General features: G+C 45.7%; 16 protein-coding genes. 6 read left to right on the forward strand and 10 right to left on the reverse strand.

What is annotated here, in order from left to right; translation table 11 throughout:
- Window positions 1-73: 73 nt before the first annotated feature.
- The 3 genes from UWK_RS16030 to UWK_RS16040 are packed head-to-tail and all read right to left on the reverse strand — an operon-like array spanning window position 74 to window position 3,740.
- Window positions 74-1,594 (reverse strand): YifB family Mg chelatase-like AAA ATPase, encoded by a 1,521-nt coding sequence (locus tag UWK_RS16030; RefSeq protein ID WP_015405442.1) that lies wholly within the window; start codon window positions 1,592-1,594, stop codon window positions 74-76.
- Window positions 1,595-1,624: 30 nt separating this feature from the next.
- A complete protein-coding gene (locus UWK_RS16035) occupies window positions 1,625-2,389 on the reverse strand; it encodes a tRNA1(Val) (adenine(37)-N6)-methyltransferase (protein ID WP_015405443.1) in 765 nt (254 codons plus the stop codon).
- Window positions 2,364-3,740: a DUF1015 domain-containing protein gene (locus tag UWK_RS16040; RefSeq protein WP_015405444.1), complete on the reverse strand. Its 1,377-nt coding sequence runs from the start codon at window positions 3,738-3,740 to the stop codon at window positions 2,364-2,366. The genes UWK_RS16035 and UWK_RS16040 overlap by 26 nt, the downstream gene beginning before the upstream one ends.
- Before the next feature lie 183 nt (window positions 3,741-3,923).
- Here UWK_RS16040 and queD point away from each other — a divergent pair, with 183 nt between their 5' ends.
- From queD to UWK_RS16060, 4 genes are read left to right on the forward strand one after another with little or no spacing between them, the layout of a single operon-like run.
- Window positions 3,924-4,304: a 6-carboxytetrahydropterin synthase QueD gene (gene queD / locus UWK_RS16045; RefSeq protein WP_015405445.1), complete on the forward strand. Its 381-nt coding sequence runs from the start codon at window positions 3,924-3,926 to the stop codon at window positions 4,302-4,304.
- Complete coding sequence (locus UWK_RS16050; protein ID WP_015405446.1) at window positions 4,294-4,962, forward strand: radical SAM protein; 669 nt, start codon at window positions 4,294-4,296, stop codon at window positions 4,960-4,962. Before queD ends, UWK_RS16050 begins: the two co-directional genes overlap by 11 nt.
- A 52-nt stretch (window positions 4,963-5,014) precedes the next feature.
- The gene (locus UWK_RS16055; RefSeq protein ID WP_015405447.1) at window positions 5,015-6,040 is read left to right on the forward strand and encodes a molybdopterin-binding protein; all 1,026 of its coding nucleotides are present in this window, start codon (window positions 5,015-5,017) and stop codon (window positions 6,038-6,040) included.
- A gap of 7 nt (window positions 6,041-6,047) precedes the next feature.
- Window positions 6,048-6,926, forward strand: a complete 879-nt coding sequence (locus tag UWK_RS16060) for an RluA family pseudouridine synthase (RefSeq protein WP_015405448.1) — start codon at window positions 6,048-6,050, stop codon at window positions 6,924-6,926.
- Between the two features lie 15 nt (window positions 6,927-6,941).
- Here UWK_RS16060 and lpxB read toward each other — a convergent pair whose 3' ends face one another.
- The 7 genes from lpxB to UWK_RS16095 all read right to left on the reverse strand — a co-directional run bounded on the left by lpxB (window position 6,942) and on the right by UWK_RS16095 (window position 13,967).
- Window positions 6,942-8,099, reverse strand: a complete 1,158-nt coding sequence (gene lpxB, locus UWK_RS16065; protein ID WP_015405449.1) for a lipid-A-disaccharide synthase — start codon at window positions 8,097-8,099, stop codon at window positions 6,942-6,944.
- Window positions 8,100-9,071, reverse strand: a complete 972-nt coding sequence (locus tag UWK_RS16070; RefSeq protein WP_015405450.1) for a Gfo/Idh/MocA family protein — start codon at window positions 9,069-9,071, stop codon at window positions 8,100-8,102.
- Between the two features lie 38 nt (window positions 9,072-9,109).
- Window positions 9,110-9,817 carry an ABC transporter ATP-binding protein gene (locus tag UWK_RS16075; protein WP_015405451.1) on the reverse strand — a complete coding sequence of 236 codons (708 nt, stop codon included), beginning with the start codon at window positions 9,815-9,817 and terminating at the stop codon, window positions 9,110-9,112.
- Window positions 9,810-10,601, reverse strand: coding sequence for an ABC transporter ATP-binding protein (locus UWK_RS16080; RefSeq protein ID WP_015405452.1), 792 nt, complete (start codon window positions 10,599-10,601; stop codon window positions 9,810-9,812). Before UWK_RS16080 ends, UWK_RS16075 begins: the two co-directional genes overlap by 8 nt.
- 7 nt (window positions 10,602-10,608) lie before the next feature.
- On the reverse strand, window positions 10,609-11,829 hold the full coding sequence (locus UWK_RS16085) for an ABC transporter permease subunit (protein ID WP_015405453.1): 1,221 nt from the start codon (window positions 11,827-11,829) through the stop codon (window positions 10,609-10,611).
- Window positions 11,830-11,841: 12 nt separating this feature from the next.
- Window positions 11,842-12,744 carry a branched-chain amino acid ABC transporter permease gene (locus UWK_RS16090; RefSeq protein WP_015405454.1) on the reverse strand — a complete coding sequence of 301 codons (903 nt, stop codon included), beginning with the start codon at window positions 12,742-12,744 and terminating at the stop codon, window positions 11,842-11,844.
- 92 nt (window positions 12,745-12,836) lie between these two features.
- Window positions 12,837-13,967, reverse strand: a complete 1,131-nt coding sequence (locus tag UWK_RS16095; protein WP_015405455.1) for a branched-chain amino acid ABC transporter substrate-binding protein — start codon at window positions 13,965-13,967, stop codon at window positions 12,837-12,839.
- A gap of 230 nt (window positions 13,968-14,197) precedes the next feature.
- Here UWK_RS16095 and lpxK point away from each other — a divergent pair, with 230 nt between their 5' ends.
- Together lpxK and lpxC are read left to right on the forward strand one after the other, a co-directional pair.
- Entirely contained in the window at window positions 14,198-15,256 is a 1,059-nt protein-coding gene (gene lpxK, locus UWK_RS16100) for a tetraacyldisaccharide 4'-kinase (RefSeq protein WP_015405456.1), read from the forward strand.
- 266 nt (window positions 15,257-15,522) lie between these two features.
- Complete coding sequence (gene lpxC, locus UWK_RS16105) at window positions 15,523-16,530, forward strand: UDP-3-O-acyl-N-acetylglucosamine deacetylase (RefSeq protein WP_015405457.1); 1,008 nt, start codon at window positions 15,523-15,525, stop codon at window positions 16,528-16,530.
- The last annotated feature ends 150 nt before the right edge of the window (window positions 16,531-16,680 follow it).

Genomic DNA, 16,680 nt, shown 5'->3' on the forward strand with positions numbered 1-16,680 from the left:
GCAAGATGACTGAGTGAATGAACAACAAGTAGGTGGGCGTCGGTGCCTTTCCAGATGGTCCTTATTTCAAAGATTATCCATTTCGACGATACTGGACGGCTTCGGCAATATGTGATAATTCAAGAAGTTCCTTATTATCCATATCAGCGATTGTTCGGGCGATTTTAAGAATACGATGATATCCCCTGGCAGAAAGGCCGAGCTTTTCCACGCTTCTTTGCAATAAACGCTTTGCCGTTGCATCAACCTTGCAATATTTTTCCACTTCAGCTGGGCCAATTTGAGCGTTGCAATGAATGCTTTGAAGGGAATGGTATCTATTTTCCTGGATTTTCCTGCAGCTATCCACCCGTTTCTTAATCTCCCTGGATGACTCGCCCTGTCGTTCATCGCTGATATCTTTAAAGGGAACAGCAGCAACTTCGAGATGAATATCAATGCGGTCCAGAAGTGGTCCTGAAACTTTACTGTTATAGCGTTGAATCTGTTGGGGTGTACATTTACATTCTCTGATTTTGTCACCAAGATACCCACATGGACAGGGGTTTGAAGCAACAACAAGGACAAATCGTGCTGGGAATTTCAGAGTTTGTTGAGCACGGGCGATGGATACATCTCCAGCTTCGAGTGGCTGACGGAGGACTTCCAGGACGTGTTTCTTGAATTCAGGAAGTTCATCGAGAAACAGTACTCCGTTATGGGCAAGGGAAACTTCACCGGGACGAGGATGCTGTCCTCCTCCGATAAGACCGGCATCGGAAATGGTATGATGGGGGGCTCGAAACGGGCGGGTAGTGATCAGGGGAATATCACTACTCAACTTACCGACAATGGAATAGATCTTTGTGGTTTCAAGAGCCTCTTCAAAACTCATTGGCGGCAGGATGGTTGCAAGCCGCCTGGTGAGCATGGTTTTACCCGATCCGGGCGGCCCCTTTAAAGCTATGTTGTGACCACCAGAAGCCGCTATTTCAAAGGCCCGTTTGACGTGCTCCTGCCCCTTCACCTCCTGAAAATCAACTTCCCCTCCGTATTGAGTCCCAAGAAGGTCCTTCTGGTTAAGCACTATTGGATCAATGGACTTTTTTCCTGCAAGAAATTCAACGGCATGATGAAGATGCCCTACGGCTATAACATCTATCCCTTGAACAACTGCTGCCTCGAGTTGATTCGCCTCTGGAACTAGAATACCTTTCAGCCCATTTTCCTTAGCATTCAGGGTTACAGGAAGAACGCCTGGAACTGACCGTACCGAGCCATCGAGTGAAAGTTCGCCAACCACGGCATACTGATCCAGAAGATCGGGTTTAAAAAGCTCCGTTGCGGCAAGGATACCAAGAGCCATGGGAAGGTCAAAGCCGGCACCACCTTTTTTGATATCAGCAGGGGCCAGGTTAACTGTAATGCGTTTAGGTGGAAAGTCGTATCCGCAATTTTTAATGGCAGCCTTGACCCGCTCCTTACTTTCACGCACCGACCCATCGGGAAGGCCGACGGTTGTAAACATTGGCAAACCAAGGGCAAGATCGACCTCAACCATTACCGATAGGCCATTGACACCAAGAACTGCACCACTATGAACTTTTGCGAGCATCAGCGCGTTATCCGGCTTGGTTGGACTATGTCAGTTTGGCTTATAGAATTGCTGCATGGCTTCACTGTAGTCACCATTTTTACGGTCATAAATATACAAGGGAGGACGAACATCGACACCTTCGCCTCCATTCTTAACGGCTTCCAGCAACAGGAGTCGCGCCGCCATTGATTTGTCAGGGTAGGAGTACACTAATTGCATTCTTTTTACTATCAATTGCTGGCTCGCAAGAAGGTGAAGCAGATCTCCCAGGCCTTCGGCGGGATACACCAGATAAACCCTGCCCCTGTTTTTTACGGCCACCGCTGCTGCTGCAATAACTTCCGGCAAGCTACAGGCTACCTGATGTCTTGCTATCTCTGACTCTTTGCAGGAAGAAACCCTGCCACTGCCTGCGGGATAAAAAGGCGGATTACAGACAACGGTTGAGAAGGATTCCGGCACGAAATATTGCTGAATATTTCGCAGATCTCCTTCAACAACCTGCATAACTTTTTCGAAGTGGTTGATGCTGATATTTTCCTCAATAAGCCGGGTAAGCCCTGTCTGCAGTTCAAGGGCAGTAAGCATCCGTATTCTCTCTCTCGCTCGATAGAGGAGTATCAATCCAATCACTCCGCATCCGGCACCAAGGTCGAGAACCGCTTCATCCCTGGTGAGGCGTACAAAATGAGCGAGAAGGACAGGATCTATGGAGAATCGATACCCAATCCGATGCTGCAAACACCGTAGCGCTCCATCAAAAAGGGTATTGCTGGTCGTCTCCACATCAGCTAAGCCGGTCGACTTCTTCACCGGATATTTGCTGATTAAAGAGTAATCCGGTCATAATTTTCGGATAAAAATATGTGGATTTATGAGGCATGATTAACTTTTCATCGGCAACCTGCTGTACCTGCTTCACCCGGGTCGGATTCATCACAAAGAGCAGATGGGTTTGACTCTCCTGGGTTGCACATTTTTTTACGGCTTCATCAATAGCCTCGTCAGGGTCACTGAAGTAGTGAATCAGGTTTTCCTCTTCACAACGGTGATGGTCGAGTTCCAGAGCACCCTGAACAATCACATCTGAAAGCACTACCACGTCAAGCTCCTGTAACTGAGCTGGTTTTTCTTTCAGGGATTCATATGCTTCAGGCCTTGTTGTAAGTAAAAAGCAACGATCTTCGCCGGGATGGTACACGCCAAAAGTTGTTCGTTTATCTACAGTCTTCTGCTCTTCTTCTTCCATTCTGGAAAAAACCTCACAGAGTAACACTTCTCTGGTGCCACCGGTAATTTCATCAAGTTCAAAAAAAGGTGCTAAACGATTCATTAATGCATCAACTGAAAGCTTTCCGGGCCAATGCAGGAGACGATGGGTTGGGAGTACTGAAAGACCTGGATCTTCCATAGGACAAAGGTACATCATGATGTGATTGGCAGGATCTTTTTCTGAAAAATCAGGATTTCGTTCCCTCTCCAGCCTTCTGTAGGAGAGCGCAGTGCGATACCGATGATGCCCATCGGCGATGTACAGTGCCTTATCCATAAAGAAATCCTGTACCTGCATGATTACAGCCCCATCGGTCACACGGTAGAGAGAATGGATACAGCCATCGCCGTCGGTAATACTCCCCATGGGATCGTGTTCTTTTGCGGCATCGAGCAGGGACAGGACCCTGTTTTCCTCATCGCTGTAAAGTGAAAATATCTGGCTGAACTGGGCCTTGGTGGCATCGAGCAACCGCAGCCTGTCGCTGATAACCGATTCAAAGGTCTCTTCATGAGGTTTAACCACCCCTTCATCGAACTCGGACAGACCGACAAGAGTAACAACACCTTTTCTGGTGAGCATTTTCCCGGAAGGATGCTTATACTGCACCGTATAGAGATACAAAGCGGCCTGTTTGTCACGTCTCAAGACATCCTGATCCAGCCATTTTTGGAAAAGATCAGCGACATTCTGGTACCGTTTATCCGAGCCGACTGCCCCACCGGGATTCTTTGTGATATCGAGACGAATCATGGAATAGGGATTTTTGGCCGTGTACGATTCCACAGCATTTTCACTGATCACATCATAGGGAGGAGTGACGACATCATCGAGACTGCCCGTTTTTTCAACATTAAAATATATGCCCTTAAAGGGTGCTACAAAGGCCATGCGCGCCTACTCCTTTTTTTTACTGCAAAAATTATTTATGAATACAAAAATATATGATTTATTATTATGGTGCTGATTAAAGATTAATTTGAAATAATAACACTTAACTGTATACACTTTCAAGACTTGCAATTGTTTTTCTCCACTTTTCTGACAGAAAAACAAGGCAAAGGAGCATACACTATGTACGATATATTTATTAAGACCCATTTTGCCGGTGCCCATCATTTACGAAACTATCCCGGCGACTGCGAAAATCCCCATGGTCACAACTGGAAAATTAAGGTTACTGTCCGGGCCACACAAGTAGACGAGCTTGGTATGGGCATAGATTTCAAGGTATTAAAGAAAATTGTAAACACTGCGGTTGATATGCTTGACCACCGAGACTTGAATGAACATCCGGCTTTTCAGGATCGCAACCCGTCATCCGAGCATATTGCTGCATTCCTTTATGATACCTTGTATCCAGATCTGAAGCATGACAGATACAAGCTGCACTGTGTTGAAGTATGGGAAACAGAAACTTCCGGTCTAATCTTTTATGGGCCCGATGCCAGCTAACATTAAGATTTCAGAAATCTTCTACTCCATACAGGGGGAATCGAGCTATGCCGGTCTCCCCTGTATATTTATTCGGTTAAGTGGCTGTAACCTGCGCTGCAACTATTGCGATGCTGCCTACACCTGGGAAGAAGGAGATCCGTGGAGTATTGACTCTATTCTTGCAAAAGTGAACTCCTATCCATGTGATCTTGTTGAAGTCACCGGAGGAGAGCCCCTCTTGCAAAAGAACTGTCCTGAGCTACTTGCAGGACTTTCCACACAGGGGAAAAAAACACTTCTTGAAACCAATGGGTCCATAGCTATCAATGCAATTCCTGATGAAACAATTGCCATCCTGGACGTAAAATGTCCCGATAGCGGCTCAAAAGACAGCTTTCACCCGGACAATCTCTTACTGATACGAAATCGCCTGGCTGCAACCCCTGGCTCAGCTGAGCTGAAGTTTGTACTATCAACACAGGATGACTACATCTGGGCAAAGAATTTTATCAGCCAGCATCAGCTCGTTGGTTTACTGCCCATTCTTTTCTCACCCGTGCAACCAGGCGTAACAGCACAGGACCTTGCTGACTGGATTTTGAAGGATGGTTTGGATGTACGTTTGCAGATTCAGCTTCACACCATACTTTGGCCCACTATCAGTCGTGGTGTTTAGTAATGATCACACACTCAAAAATTTATTTTCAGCTTAAGGATTAATTAAGATAATGAAAAAGATAGTTCCTGTTGAAGAAGCTGTTGGAATGGTTCTCCCTCATGATATAACAGAAATCGTTAAAGATGAGTTTAAAGGACGGGCATTTAAAAAAGGTCATATCATTCGCGAAGAGGACATTGAACACCTGAAGCGCTTAGGAAAAGAACATATTTACGTTCTGAAACTCGGACCAGATGAAATCCACGAAAACGAAGCGGCTGAAATACTTGCAAGAGCCCTTTCAGGTCCAGGATCAATGCTCTCAGCGGAACCCGTGGAAGGCAAAATTGCCATTAACGCAAAATGTGACGGCCTGCTGAAGGTTAACGAAGAGGCGCTATATCGGTTCAATCTCCTCGGTGTTGTCATGTGCTCCACCCTGCAGACAAATACCCCTGTTAAGAAAGGGGAAAACATTGCTGCCACCCGCCTTATTCCACTCGTTTCAGAACGCGCCGTCGTAGAAGAGGCTGCTGCCATTGCAAAAAACGCCAACTCAATCATTTCAGTAAAAGAGTTACGGAAGGCCAAAGCAGGACTGATCATAACCGGCAACGAAGTCTTTCACGGCAGAATAGAAGACAAGTTTGAGCAGGTACTGCGAAACAAGCTTGCAAAGATTGGCTCTGAAGTGATCTCCGTCACCTTTGCCCCCGATGATATTGAGATAATCGGAAAGGCCATTACCGATGCAATAGTCGGTGGGGCAGATCTTATTATCACATCAGGCGGTATGTCTGTTGATCCCGATGATGTGACTCGTATGGGGATCGAACATGCAGGAGCCACCGACTGTTTTTACGGCACCCCCGTCCTGCCCGGGGCCATGTTTTTAAGTGGTAAAATAGGAGACATCCCCGTACTCGGTCTTCCGGCCTGTGGAATGTTTCATAATATCACAGTTTTTGACTTGATTTTACCACGAATTCTCAGCGGTGAATCAATTGGCCGGGAAGAGTTTGCCCGAATGGGTCACGGCGGCCTCTGCCGCAACTGTAAACGATGCCAGTACCCGGTATGTAACTTTGGAAAATAAATCAAAAATGACCAAACGACCAGACAAAGAGGAACCGATACACTGTAACATTCTGGTAAAAGCTCCAGCAGTTGCAAGCCAGCTTCTTGCCGACAGCAGCGGCTTACCAAAGGAACGTATCAAACATGCCATGCTCAAGGGTGCCGTATGGTTAAAACGCCCAGGAAGTAAAGAGCGACGCCTCCGAAAAGCAAAATTCAAACTTAAAACAGACGATTTTATTCAACTCTTTTATAATGCGGACGTTCTTTCTCAGACACCTCCTGAGCCGACACGCATTGCAGAAAATGAAGAGTATAGTGTCTGGTTTAAGCCTCCATGGCTCCTCAGTCAGGGAACCCGCTACGGAGACCATTGTTCCCTGCTTCGATTGGCACAGAAGAGCGCCAGTGATGTCGATTTCAAACTTATCCACCGGCTTGACCGGGAAGCTTCGGGCCTGATGGTACTGGCCCATAATCGTAATGCGGCAATGCTCCTCTCGAAACTCTTCCAGGAAGACAGGATAGAGAAGCGCTACTTTGCTGAAGTCAATGGGCATCCGGAAATACCCGAAAAAGGCCTGTTTCTGAACTCAGAGATTGATGGAAAATCGGCATCCACGGAGATTCTTCGAGGATATCCTGGAAAGACAGATGGAAACACTATACTGGATATTCGCCTTCATACAGGAAGGCTGCATCAGATACGGAAACATCTCGCTGATTTTGGACACCCGGTTATAGGTGATTCCAAATATGGGGAACGACAGAGGGGATATTATGAATTGCATCTCTGCGCCTGGAAAATACATTTTCTCTCCCCCTTTACCCAGGAGACAGTTACATACCAGGCACCTCTCGAAATGAGGCCATCTTTTCTTAAAGATACAATAGCTACGACATGAAATCGATCGGGATTTTCAGGAAATAAGACTAAGGGCCAGCTCTGCGGCCTTCTCAGAAGCTCCTGATTGCCCCATCCTGTCACGCACCAGCTCAAGGCCCTGCAGCATCTCTTTGCGTCTTTGACTGTCAAAGAGTATCGCCATAAGCTCTTCCTCAATGCGTTCAGGACAAACCTCTTCCTGAATCAATTCCGGGACTATCTCTTTTCCGCCAATCAGATTAACAAGAGAAAAGTGTTTCAAATCACTGTTCACCAGGAGCTGTGCAATTCGATAAGTCCATCTGGACAACTTGTATATGACAATCATTGGGGTATCGAGAAGAGCAAGTTCCAGAGTTACCGTACCGGAAACCACCACGGCCGCATCGCAGGCTGCCATCATATCATACCGATTTTCTTTGATCAGGCGGACATCAAGCCCCTGACCATACTCAGCCAACCCATTTTCGCGGATATCTGTTTCGCTGACGGTTGAAGCCAGGGGGAGCAGGAAAACCATCTGTTTTTTCTGACAGTTCTGCTTCTGCAACCTTTGAGCAGTCTGCAGTAAAATCGGCAGAAGAGTCGCTATTTCCTTTCGCCTGCTGCCAGGTAACAAACCAATACAGAGATTTTCGGTGTCGATAGTATGATTTTTACAAAACTCATCGCGCCCGGTGATGCTCTTCACAGTATCGAGTAAGGGATGGCCCACATATTCCGCTGTAAGACCATGACTGCGAAAAAAATCCTGCTCAAAAGGGAGAATTACACCAATTTTGTCAACCCGTTCGCGAATGGTCTTTACCCGTCCGGAGCGCCAGGCCCACACCTGAGGTGTGATATAATAAAAAACTGGAATACCAAGTTTTTTTGCAGACCTGGCAAGCATAAGGTTGAAATCAGGAAAATCAATAATGATAAGAAGAGCAGGACGTTCTTCTTTAAGCGCTGTTCGTAATATTTTTCGTGCTGCAAGGATATCAGGAAGGTGAGTAAAAACTTCGGCAATCCCGACCACCGCAATTCTCTTCGCATCGAACAGGACATTCACTCCGGCAGCTATGAGTTCCTTACCACCCATCCCGGTGTAGCTGAGTTCGGGCCTTGCAGCCTGCATGGCCCTGACTAAATTTCCACCATGCAGGTCACCGGATGCCTCTCCGGCAATGATCATTACTCTGTTATTCATTTACCTTCCGGACATATCCTCTGCATACACCCCAAGTTTTTGATGATCCTTTATCTGTTCAATCACCTGCAGGGCAACATCAAGCGCCCTCCGTCCTTCTTTTCCAGAAACAAGTGGAACGGTGCGGTTACGCACGTTTTCAACAAAATGCAGGATCTCAGAGTTTAAGGCATCCCCCTTGGGAAAAGTACTCACAACGATATCCTGTTTCGGCATACCGTTTGCCATAAATTCGTTCTTTTTCAGGTGTAATGTCGTAACCTTGCGATTGGCAAAGTCAACATTAATAAATGAACCAGGCTGGAAAATACGCATGCGCCGGGTGTTATTTCGTGAAATCCGTGAAACCGTAACATTTGCCGTAGCTCCATTCTCAAAGATAAGCCTGGCATTGGCAATATCCGTGAAATCGGTAACGACCGGAGCACCGACAGTATGAATTGTCTCCAGAGGAGATTTGATTATATTTAAGATGATATCAATATCATGAATCATGAGATCGAGTACAACATCCACATCAACGCCACGATTTTTGAAGGTGGAGATTCGCTGGGATTCTATAAACACAGGAACGGTAAGGGAGGGAAGCATTGCCTCCACTGCAGGATTAAAACGTTCAAGATGGCCGACCTGTAATATCAGATCATGTTCTGCAGCTTTCTCTATAATCTCATCAGCTTCAGCAACCGTGGTAGTGATGGGTTTCTCCATCAGCATATCCACACCAGCCTCAATGCAGTCAAGAGCAACCGCATAATGATAACTTGTCGGTACTACGACTGAAACTGCATCAACAAGCTCTAACAACTCTCGATAATCGGTGAATGCAAGACAACCGTTCTCTTTGGCAATTGCCTGAGCAGCATCCGGGTCAATATCAGCGACACCGACAAGCTCTACATCCTCCATAGCCCTATATTTCTGAGCATGATACTTCCCTAAATACCCAACCCCGATAACACCTGCTTTCATATTCGTTTATCCTTTATTCCTTCTCTCACGCAGATATATCAGATTCCCAGGTAGGCTTTCTGTATATCCTGATTTTTTAGCAGGTTCTCGGCTGTGTCACTGATGGTAATATCACCATTTTCGATGACATACCCACGATCAGCAATATGCAGCGCCTGATTGGCATTTTGTTCCACCAGAAATATCGTCGTATTCTGTTCTTTGTTTATTTTCTTAACAATTTCAAAAATCTGCTTAATAATAAGTGGAGCCAGCCCCATTGACGGTTCATCGAGCAACAGTAATTTAGGACGGGCCATGAGTGCTCGTGACATGGCAAGCATCTGCTGCTCACCACCGCTCAGGGTACCACCATCCTGCCCTCGCCTGTCTGCCAGAATTGGAAAAAGAGAAAACACATACTCAAGATCCTCTTTTATACCATCACTGTCATTTCGTAAAAAGGCTCCCATATCCAGGTTTTCCTGAACGGTGAGCGCAGGAAAGATATGACGCCCCTCTGGAACCTGACAGATTCCTTTTGCAACAAGTTTTTCAGGAGGAAGCCTATGAATGGGTTCACCTTCAAAAATAACTTTCCCTGAGCGTACCGGAACAATACCTGAAACTGCCATCAGTGTCGTGGACTTACCAGCACCATTTGCACCAATCAGGGTGATAATCTCCCCACGATTAATTACAATATCAATATTATGGAGAACCTGGATATTCCCGTAGCCGGCGGTTATATTTCGCAATTCAAGCATCAACATCCTCCCCGAGATAGGCTTTAATCACGGCTGGATTGGAACGTACCTCTTCGGGGGTACCCTGCGCAATCTTTTTTCCATAATCCATGACAAAAATCCTATCAGACAAACTCATCACCAGTTTCATATCATGCTCGATAAGAAGAATGGAATGCCCTTCTTTGCAGATTGCCTTTATCAGGGTTACCAGAGCTTCGGTTTCCTGAGGATTCATTCCAGCTGCCGGTTCATCGAGCAGGAGCAGAAAAGGCTCGGTGGCGAGAGCTCGTCCAATTTCAAGACGGCGCTGAGCACCATAGGAAAGATTTCTGGCCTCTTCATTCGCCTGACGATGTAGGCCAACCTTTTTCAGAAGCCCACGACTGGTATCCACAATTTCCTCTTCTTCACGTCTGGTCGCTGGTCCTCGGAATATAGCACCCAATATTAATGCTTTTGTTCGGCAATGTCTGCCAATCATCACATTTTCAAGTACACTCATACTAGGAAAGAGACGAATATTCTGAAACGTCCTGGCCATCCCAATTTTTGTTATATTATTGGGCTTCATACCATTCAACCTGGTTTTCTTTCCAGTCTCAGGATTACGCAAATAAATATCGCCTGCAGTCGGAGTATAAATACCTGTTAAACAGTTAAAAAATGTGGTTTTCCCAGCACCATTAGGGCCGATCAGGGCCACGATTTCACCAGGATGAATATCAAGATCAATCTTATCTATAGCCTTGATGCCCCCAAAGTTTTTGGTCAGGCCGCTTACTTGTAATATTGCTTCACTCATGGCTGACTCACTCACTTATGGTGGACTGTTTTTTAAACCGATAACTGCGCCTGACATTGGAAATAATGCCATCCGGCTTAAAGACCATCATTACAACCAGAATTCCACCAAAGGCAAGCATACGATACTCGGAGAGGGCACGTAAATACTCGGGCATCAGGATCAAAATAAGTGCTCCGAAGATGACCCCGACAATGGACCCCATACCACCCAGAACGACGATGGAGAGAATGATTGCTGACTCCAGAAAGGTAAAACTTGCAGGATTGACGAAGGTTGTTTTGGCCGCAAAAATAACTCCGACAATACCGGCCCAGAAAGCGCCAAGACTAAAGGCAATGAGTTTTGTCTTGGTTTTGTCGATGCCCATGGCCTGGCAGGCGATCTCATCTTCACGCAGCGCAAGCCACGCCCGCCCAAGACGTGAATCCTGAAGCCTGTTGACCACGAAAATCGTAAAAATAACCAGTGCAACAACTATATAATAGATATAGATGATACCTGATTCAAAATTCATATCCATGCCAAAAAAACTTGGACGGGGAATATTGGCAATGCCACTGGGCCCACTGGAAAAGTCATTCCAGTTTTCAAGAATAAGTCGAATTATTTCACCAAACCCCAGGGTAACAATGGCAAGATAATCGCCGCGCAAACGAAGTACTGGAAAACCCAGAAGAATACCTAGAAAAGCAGCAAATAAACCACCAATTGGCAGAACGGCCCAGAACCCCATACCAAAGTGGAGATTCAGCAAAGCATAACTGTAGGCCCCGACGGCATAGAAAGCAACATAGCCAAGGTCGAGTAACCCGGCAACTCCGACCACAATATTCAATCCCAGTCCTAGCACCACGTACATGAGTGCAGTGGTCATGATATTGGTTTGGTACGTGGAAAAGAAATAGGGAAAAGCAACCGCAAACACCAGAACTGCAAGACACAAGGGGTAGAGAAAGCGTGGTTCCCTCAAAATTCGATGCACAAAAGGCTCGTTGACAACCTTAATTACTTTTTTACGGCCGGAAAGGCGCTCTTTACGAAGAAGATATACCTTAGCCAGAATAGATATGACAAAACTGCCGAGTGCAATAAAAAACATGTTATCCCAGCGCCAGTCAACAGTTCGCTCAATGGGATTGACCTTTATCACCATAATTGGAAAAGTGAGAAAGGCAAACCAGAGTGAGATAAGGGCCGATCGTTTAAGTTCTTTTACAGGAAACATACATATACCAGGTTACACTTTCTTGGTTTCAGCCTTACCGAGAAGCCCGGAAGGTTTAAAAATGAGGATCAACACCAACAGCGAAAAGGCAAAAACATCTTCATAGTCAGAAGAGACATAGCCTGTTGCAAAACTCTCGGTCAGACCAAGGACAAGACTGCCAAGCACAGCACCAGGAATAGAACCAATTCCACCAAGTACCGCGGCGGTAAAGGCCTTGATCCCTGCAATAAAACCGATATAGAAATTGATCTGACCAATGTGAGAGGCAATAAGCATCCCCCCAATGGCAGCAAGTGCCGAACCTATAACAAAAGTGGCTGAGATCACGCGATCCACATTAATTCCCACAAGCACCGCCATGGTCTTATCCTGGGCTGTGGCACGCATGGCCTTTCCAATCTTGGTAAACTTAATAAGAAAAGTAAGCCCGATCATTACCAGCGCTGTCGTTACAAGAATTACGAGATCAGAAGAACCGACAATATGAGCCACCGGCTCCATAAAGGGAAAGTCAGGAATAAGCTCTGGGAATGGGAGAAAATCCGAGGTCTGGGCAAGTAAAACATAGTTTTGCAGGAATATGGACATTCCAATGGCACTGATCAGCGGAGCAAGCCGTGGTGCCTTGCGCAGGGGACGATAGGCAAGTTTCTCAACGGTAAATCCGTAGGCACTGGACCAGACAGCAGCGGCAAGGCCTGCAATAATGACAATTGACAGTAGGGGAAACCCATAAATGGAGAGGACCGTGGCGATGATAAAGGATGTAAAAGCCCCTATCATATAAATCTCACCATGAGCAAAGTTAATAAGACCAATAATACCGTAGACCATGGTATAGCCAAGGGCGATCAGGGCATAAATAGAGCCCCTGGTCAGTCCGCCGAAAAAAAGTTCAATAAAATAATCCATATTGTATTCAGACCGCAGCAAAAAGAAGCGCCTGGAACAAATTTACTCTGTTCCAGGCGTGAACCAACTCATACAAACAACAAGTGTTCTCGTTATTCTACTACTACATACTTACCATCTTTTACAACATACATTACGAAACCAACTCCAACAGCATCGCCCTTGGCATCAAAATGAATGTTTCCAACGGGAGTTGCAACTGTTTCTGTCTGCAGAGCTTTCACAACAGCAGCGCTATCGGTGGTTCCTGCCTTTTCAATAGCATTCAAAAGAGCAAGAGCGGCAGAGTAGGCGTTCTCAAAAAAGGCGCCAGGGTCTTCATTGTAAGCTTTCTTGTGAGCTTCAATGGCAGCAATAGCAACGGGATTGGCTGAATTATCCTGTGGACCTGATGCGTAAACACCTTCAGCATTGTCACCGGCTACTTTGATAAAGGTATCGTCCTTTACACCATCATCAGAAACGAAGGGAATATCCATACGTTTCTTTTTCATCATGGAAACAATTTTAGAAGCTTCAGGGTGGTATCCACCAAATATCACAGCATCGGCACCTGTACGTTTAATTTTCTGTACAATTGCAGTGTAATCCACGGCACCTGGAGTCACACCTTCAAAAAGTGCAACCTCAGCCTTTCCGGATGCTTTCACGAGTCCCTCTGCAATCTCAGCGAGTCCCTTACCATAATCACCCTTATCATGAATAACGGCAATTTTCTTGGCACCGAGGGTTCCAATGGTGAAATCAACCATGGCCTCTGCCTGAGCATCATCGGGGGCTATTGTTCTGAAAAAATTAGAATAGTCACCGGATTTGGTTAAATCAACGGCAGTGGCGGAAGGAGACATGACTATAACGCCAGCCTCTTTATAGATTGGAAGAGCAGCTTTGGTAGCGCCTGAGCAGATATGACCGAGTACAACATCGACACCATCTGTGACGAGCTTTGTTGCAGTGTTAGTTGCAACTTCCGGCTTACAGACATCATCTTCAATCAAAAGCTCAACTTTATTACCATTTATTCCGCCTTTTGCGTTGTATTGTTCAACTACAAGCTCAGCAGCTTTAACTGTTGGAAGACCATAGGAAGCGAGATCGCCACTTTGGGCACCGGCAACACCGAGTTTAATTGTGTCTCCAGCAATACCAGCAGCTGGTATGGCCATGGCAAAGCCTAAGGCAACGGTTGCAACAAACAATTTTTTCTTCAATCCAAAATGCATTGTCTTCTCCAAAAATTAGAAATTTGATCTTTACCCGTCCAATGCCATTAACAAACAAAAGCAGTTTGACATAAAATAGGGCTGGAACTCTCCATAAATGTTAGTATCATTATCACGTCGTTTAGTCAAAAAAAAGAAATCGAGAATAATAGCAATCATTAAAAAGTCACGTCTTTTTTTGATTTTTTTCTCATAAGAATTGCTACCAAATTGTCCCTTCGCTCAAGCATATGTCACAGAAATTTTCCAGCCTCTATTTTTTTGGTCGTCCCTTCAGTCCTCTGTACAGCGGAATCATGAAGATAAGAGAGTCTCTTTATCTCAGAGGAATAAAGAGGCGTTATACATTTGACGTTCCGGTAATATCAGTTGGTAACCTCACAATGGGGGGAACCGGCAAAACACCCGTTGTTGGAATGCTTGCCTCACTGCTTTTCAAGAGAGGGTTCAAACCCGCTATTATCTCAAGAGGATACGGTGGTGGAGCCGACAGCAGGGTCAATGTGGTATCGGACGGCAAAGAGACATTCCTGGATGCCAAAGCTGCAGGTGATGAACCTTGTTTCCTTGCATCATCACTCCCGGGCGTACCGGTGCTCACAGGAATAGTCAGAGCCCTTCCCTGTCGTCATGCCATTGAGAAACTGGGCTGCAATGTTCTTATTCTCGACGATGGCTTTCAGCACATGTCTGTCCGGCGTGACCTTGATCTTGTTCTTTTCAGTGCTGCCAAGCTTGCCGGAAACAGCAGAGTATTCCCAGGAGGTGACTTACGTGAGCCTGTAAGTGCCCTAAAAAGATGTCATGCATTTATGATCACCGGAATAACCGAAGTATTACAGGAACGAGCTGAAAAATTTGCTGAACTTTTACAACGAAGATTCCCGGGAAAACCGGTCTTCTTCACTTCTTACCAGGCCATAGGGGCGACATCACTGAAAGAGAGGCAAGACCAGGAAATTTCTACTCTCCCCTCTCCCCTCTTTGGATTTTGCGGGATTGCCCAGCCTGAGCTCTTCAAGGAAACCCTTACGAAAAATGGTATCTCACCTGCCGGTTTCATGCCCTTAAAGGATCACCAGCCATTCACTCCTTCTTTGATAAAAAAGATTGAACACCAGGCTGAACAATGCAACGCCAGGGGATTGATCACCACGGAAAAAGATCTTGTCAAACTGGCTCCAGACAGTTTTCAACTTCCTTGCTTCGGGCTCAAAATGAAAGTGAAAGCTGAACCTGAATTTGAAACATTTCTTAAGGAAATCCTTCCCGACACCCTTCTAAACTAATCTAAAAGCTCTCTGACTCTCTGGCTTTTGCGAAAGAACAACTCCACCTCAAAAAAGATGTCTTTTTTCACTCAGTTGTGTCATTTGGAACACAGGCATGCCTGTGAGCGTCAAAAAACACACACCAATCTATCTTGTTGTTTTTATGACATATCAATTTAAAAAAGCCTCAAAATAACGCCAATCTGGTCGTGGTACGTTTTTTGCATAACAATTTGCAGAACTTAAACAAAAAACTGTATTCTATTCACATATAAGGATTTACAATGACCTCAATTTCACTCAATCCGCATCAGCATACATTGAAAAAATCGGTAAGCTGTTATGGAGTTGGGTTGCATTCCGGCGACCCGGTGACGCTTACCATCAGACCAGCCTCCGAGAATTCCGGGATTCGTTTTTTTCGCATCGACCTTGACGATAAGCAGGGTATTCCTGCTCATATGGATAAAGTAGTGGATACCAGACTGGCTACCACCATTGCAGACAAGGAAAAATACGTTTCAACTACTGAGCATATCATGGCTGCCCTTCAAGGCTACGGTGTTGATAATGCCACGATTGAACTTGATGGTGCAGAAGTACCCATTATGGATGGCAGTGCAGGTCCTTTTATGCTCCTTCTGAAAAAAGCTGGCCTCAAAAAACAGAGGGCCATGCGAAAAGTCCTCCGCATCACCAAAAAAATTGTTTTCACTTCAGGCGACACAGAGATCAAGATTCTTCCCTACGAAGGCTTTAAGGTCAGCGGCGAAATTCATTTTGATGCCCCTATTATTAAAACCCAATCCTACTCCATTGATCTCACCTCTGAGAAATTTGCCAAAGAAATTTCCCGTGCCAGAACATTCGGCTATGTTGAACAGGTTGAAGAACTCTGGGCAAACGGACTGGCTCAGGGAGGAAACCTCGACAACGTCATCGCCATTCACTGGGACAGGAACACCATCCTCAATGAAGGCGGGTTACGCTTTGCTGACGAATTCATTCGCCACAAAGTTCTTGATCTTATCGGTGACCTTGCCCTGCTCGGTTGCCCCATACTTGGTCACGTGATAGCCTCCCGTTGCGGACATACTCAGCATCTCGGTTTCTTGATGGCCCTCGTACAGGCTGCAGACTGCTGGGAAATTGTGGAGCTTGAAACCAAAGGCGGTCAATCGGTATTTCATCAGGTTGCATCAACAACCAAGGCGATGAGCAAACAAATCATTCCGCTTATTGTCCCGCAACCACTCAACCCTGCAAATAATGTCGCCAGCGCATCCTGCTGATTGCACACGACCTTACTCCCTGTATAATAGATACAGGGAGAGTTCTATCTATTCACCTATAATTTTCACCAATACTCGTTTCTTGCGTCTCCCTGCAAATTCACCATAAAAATTTATTTGTTTCACATATTACACGTGAGTCATGCTGTT

The sequence above is a fragment of the Desulfocapsa sulfexigens DSM 10523 genome (genome assembly GCF_000341395.1).
Classification (GTDB): domain Bacteria; phylum Desulfobacterota; class Desulfobulbia; order Desulfobulbales; family Desulfocapsaceae; genus Desulfocapsa; species Desulfocapsa sulfexigens.

Bases quoted from the DNA above. Each gene is read 5' to 3' on its own strand.
- UWK_RS16040 (WP_015405444.1), bottom strand. From the start codon at position 3,740: ATGGCCTTTGTAGCACCCTTTAAGGGCATATATTTTAATGTTGAAAAA.
- UWK_RS16070 (WP_015405450.1), bottom strand. From the start codon at position 9,071: ATGAAAGCAGGTGTTATCGGGGTTGGGTATTTAGGGAAGTATCATGCT.
- lpxC (WP_015405457.1), top strand. From the start codon at position 15,523: ATGACCTCAATTTCACTCAATCCGCATCAGCATACATTGAAAAAATCG.
- UWK_RS16080 (WP_015405452.1), bottom strand. From the start codon at position 10,601: ATGAGTGAAGCAATATTACAAGTAAGCGGCCTGACCAAAAACTTTGGG.
- UWK_RS16085 (WP_015405453.1), bottom strand. From the start codon at position 11,829: ATGTTTCCTGTAAAAGAACTTAAACGATCGGCCCTTATCTCACTCTGG.
- UWK_RS16090 (WP_015405454.1), bottom strand. From the start codon at position 12,744: ATGGATTATTTTATTGAACTTTTTTTCGGCGGACTGACCAGGGGCTCT.
- queD (WP_015405445.1), top strand. From the start codon at position 3,924: ATGTACGATATATTTATTAAGACCCATTTTGCCGGTGCCCATCATTTA.
- UWK_RS16050 (WP_015405446.1), top strand. From the start codon at position 4,294: ATGCCAGCTAACATTAAGATTTCAGAAATCTTCTACTCCATACAGGGG.
- UWK_RS16095 (WP_015405455.1), bottom strand. From the start codon at position 13,967: ATGCATTTTGGATTGAAGAAAAAATTGTTTGTTGCAACCGTTGCCTTA.
- UWK_RS16030 (WP_015405442.1), bottom strand. From the start codon at position 1,594: ATGCTCGCAAAAGTTCATAGTGGTGCAGTTCTTGGTGTCAATGGCCTA.
- UWK_RS16075 (WP_015405451.1), bottom strand. From the start codon at position 9,817: ATGCTTGAATTGCGAAATATAACCGCCGGCTACGGGAATATCCAGGTT.
- lpxK (WP_015405456.1), top strand. From the start codon at position 14,198: ATGTCACAGAAATTTTCCAGCCTCTATTTTTTTGGTCGTCCCTTCAGT.
- UWK_RS16055 (WP_015405447.1), top strand. From the start codon at position 5,015: ATGAAAAAGATAGTTCCTGTTGAAGAAGCTGTTGGAATGGTTCTCCCT.
- UWK_RS16060 (WP_015405448.1), top strand. From the start codon at position 6,048: ATGACCAAACGACCAGACAAAGAGGAACCGATACACTGTAACATTCTG.
- lpxB (WP_015405449.1), bottom strand. From the start codon at position 8,099: ATGAATAACAGAGTAATGATCATTGCCGGAGAGGCATCCGGTGACCTG.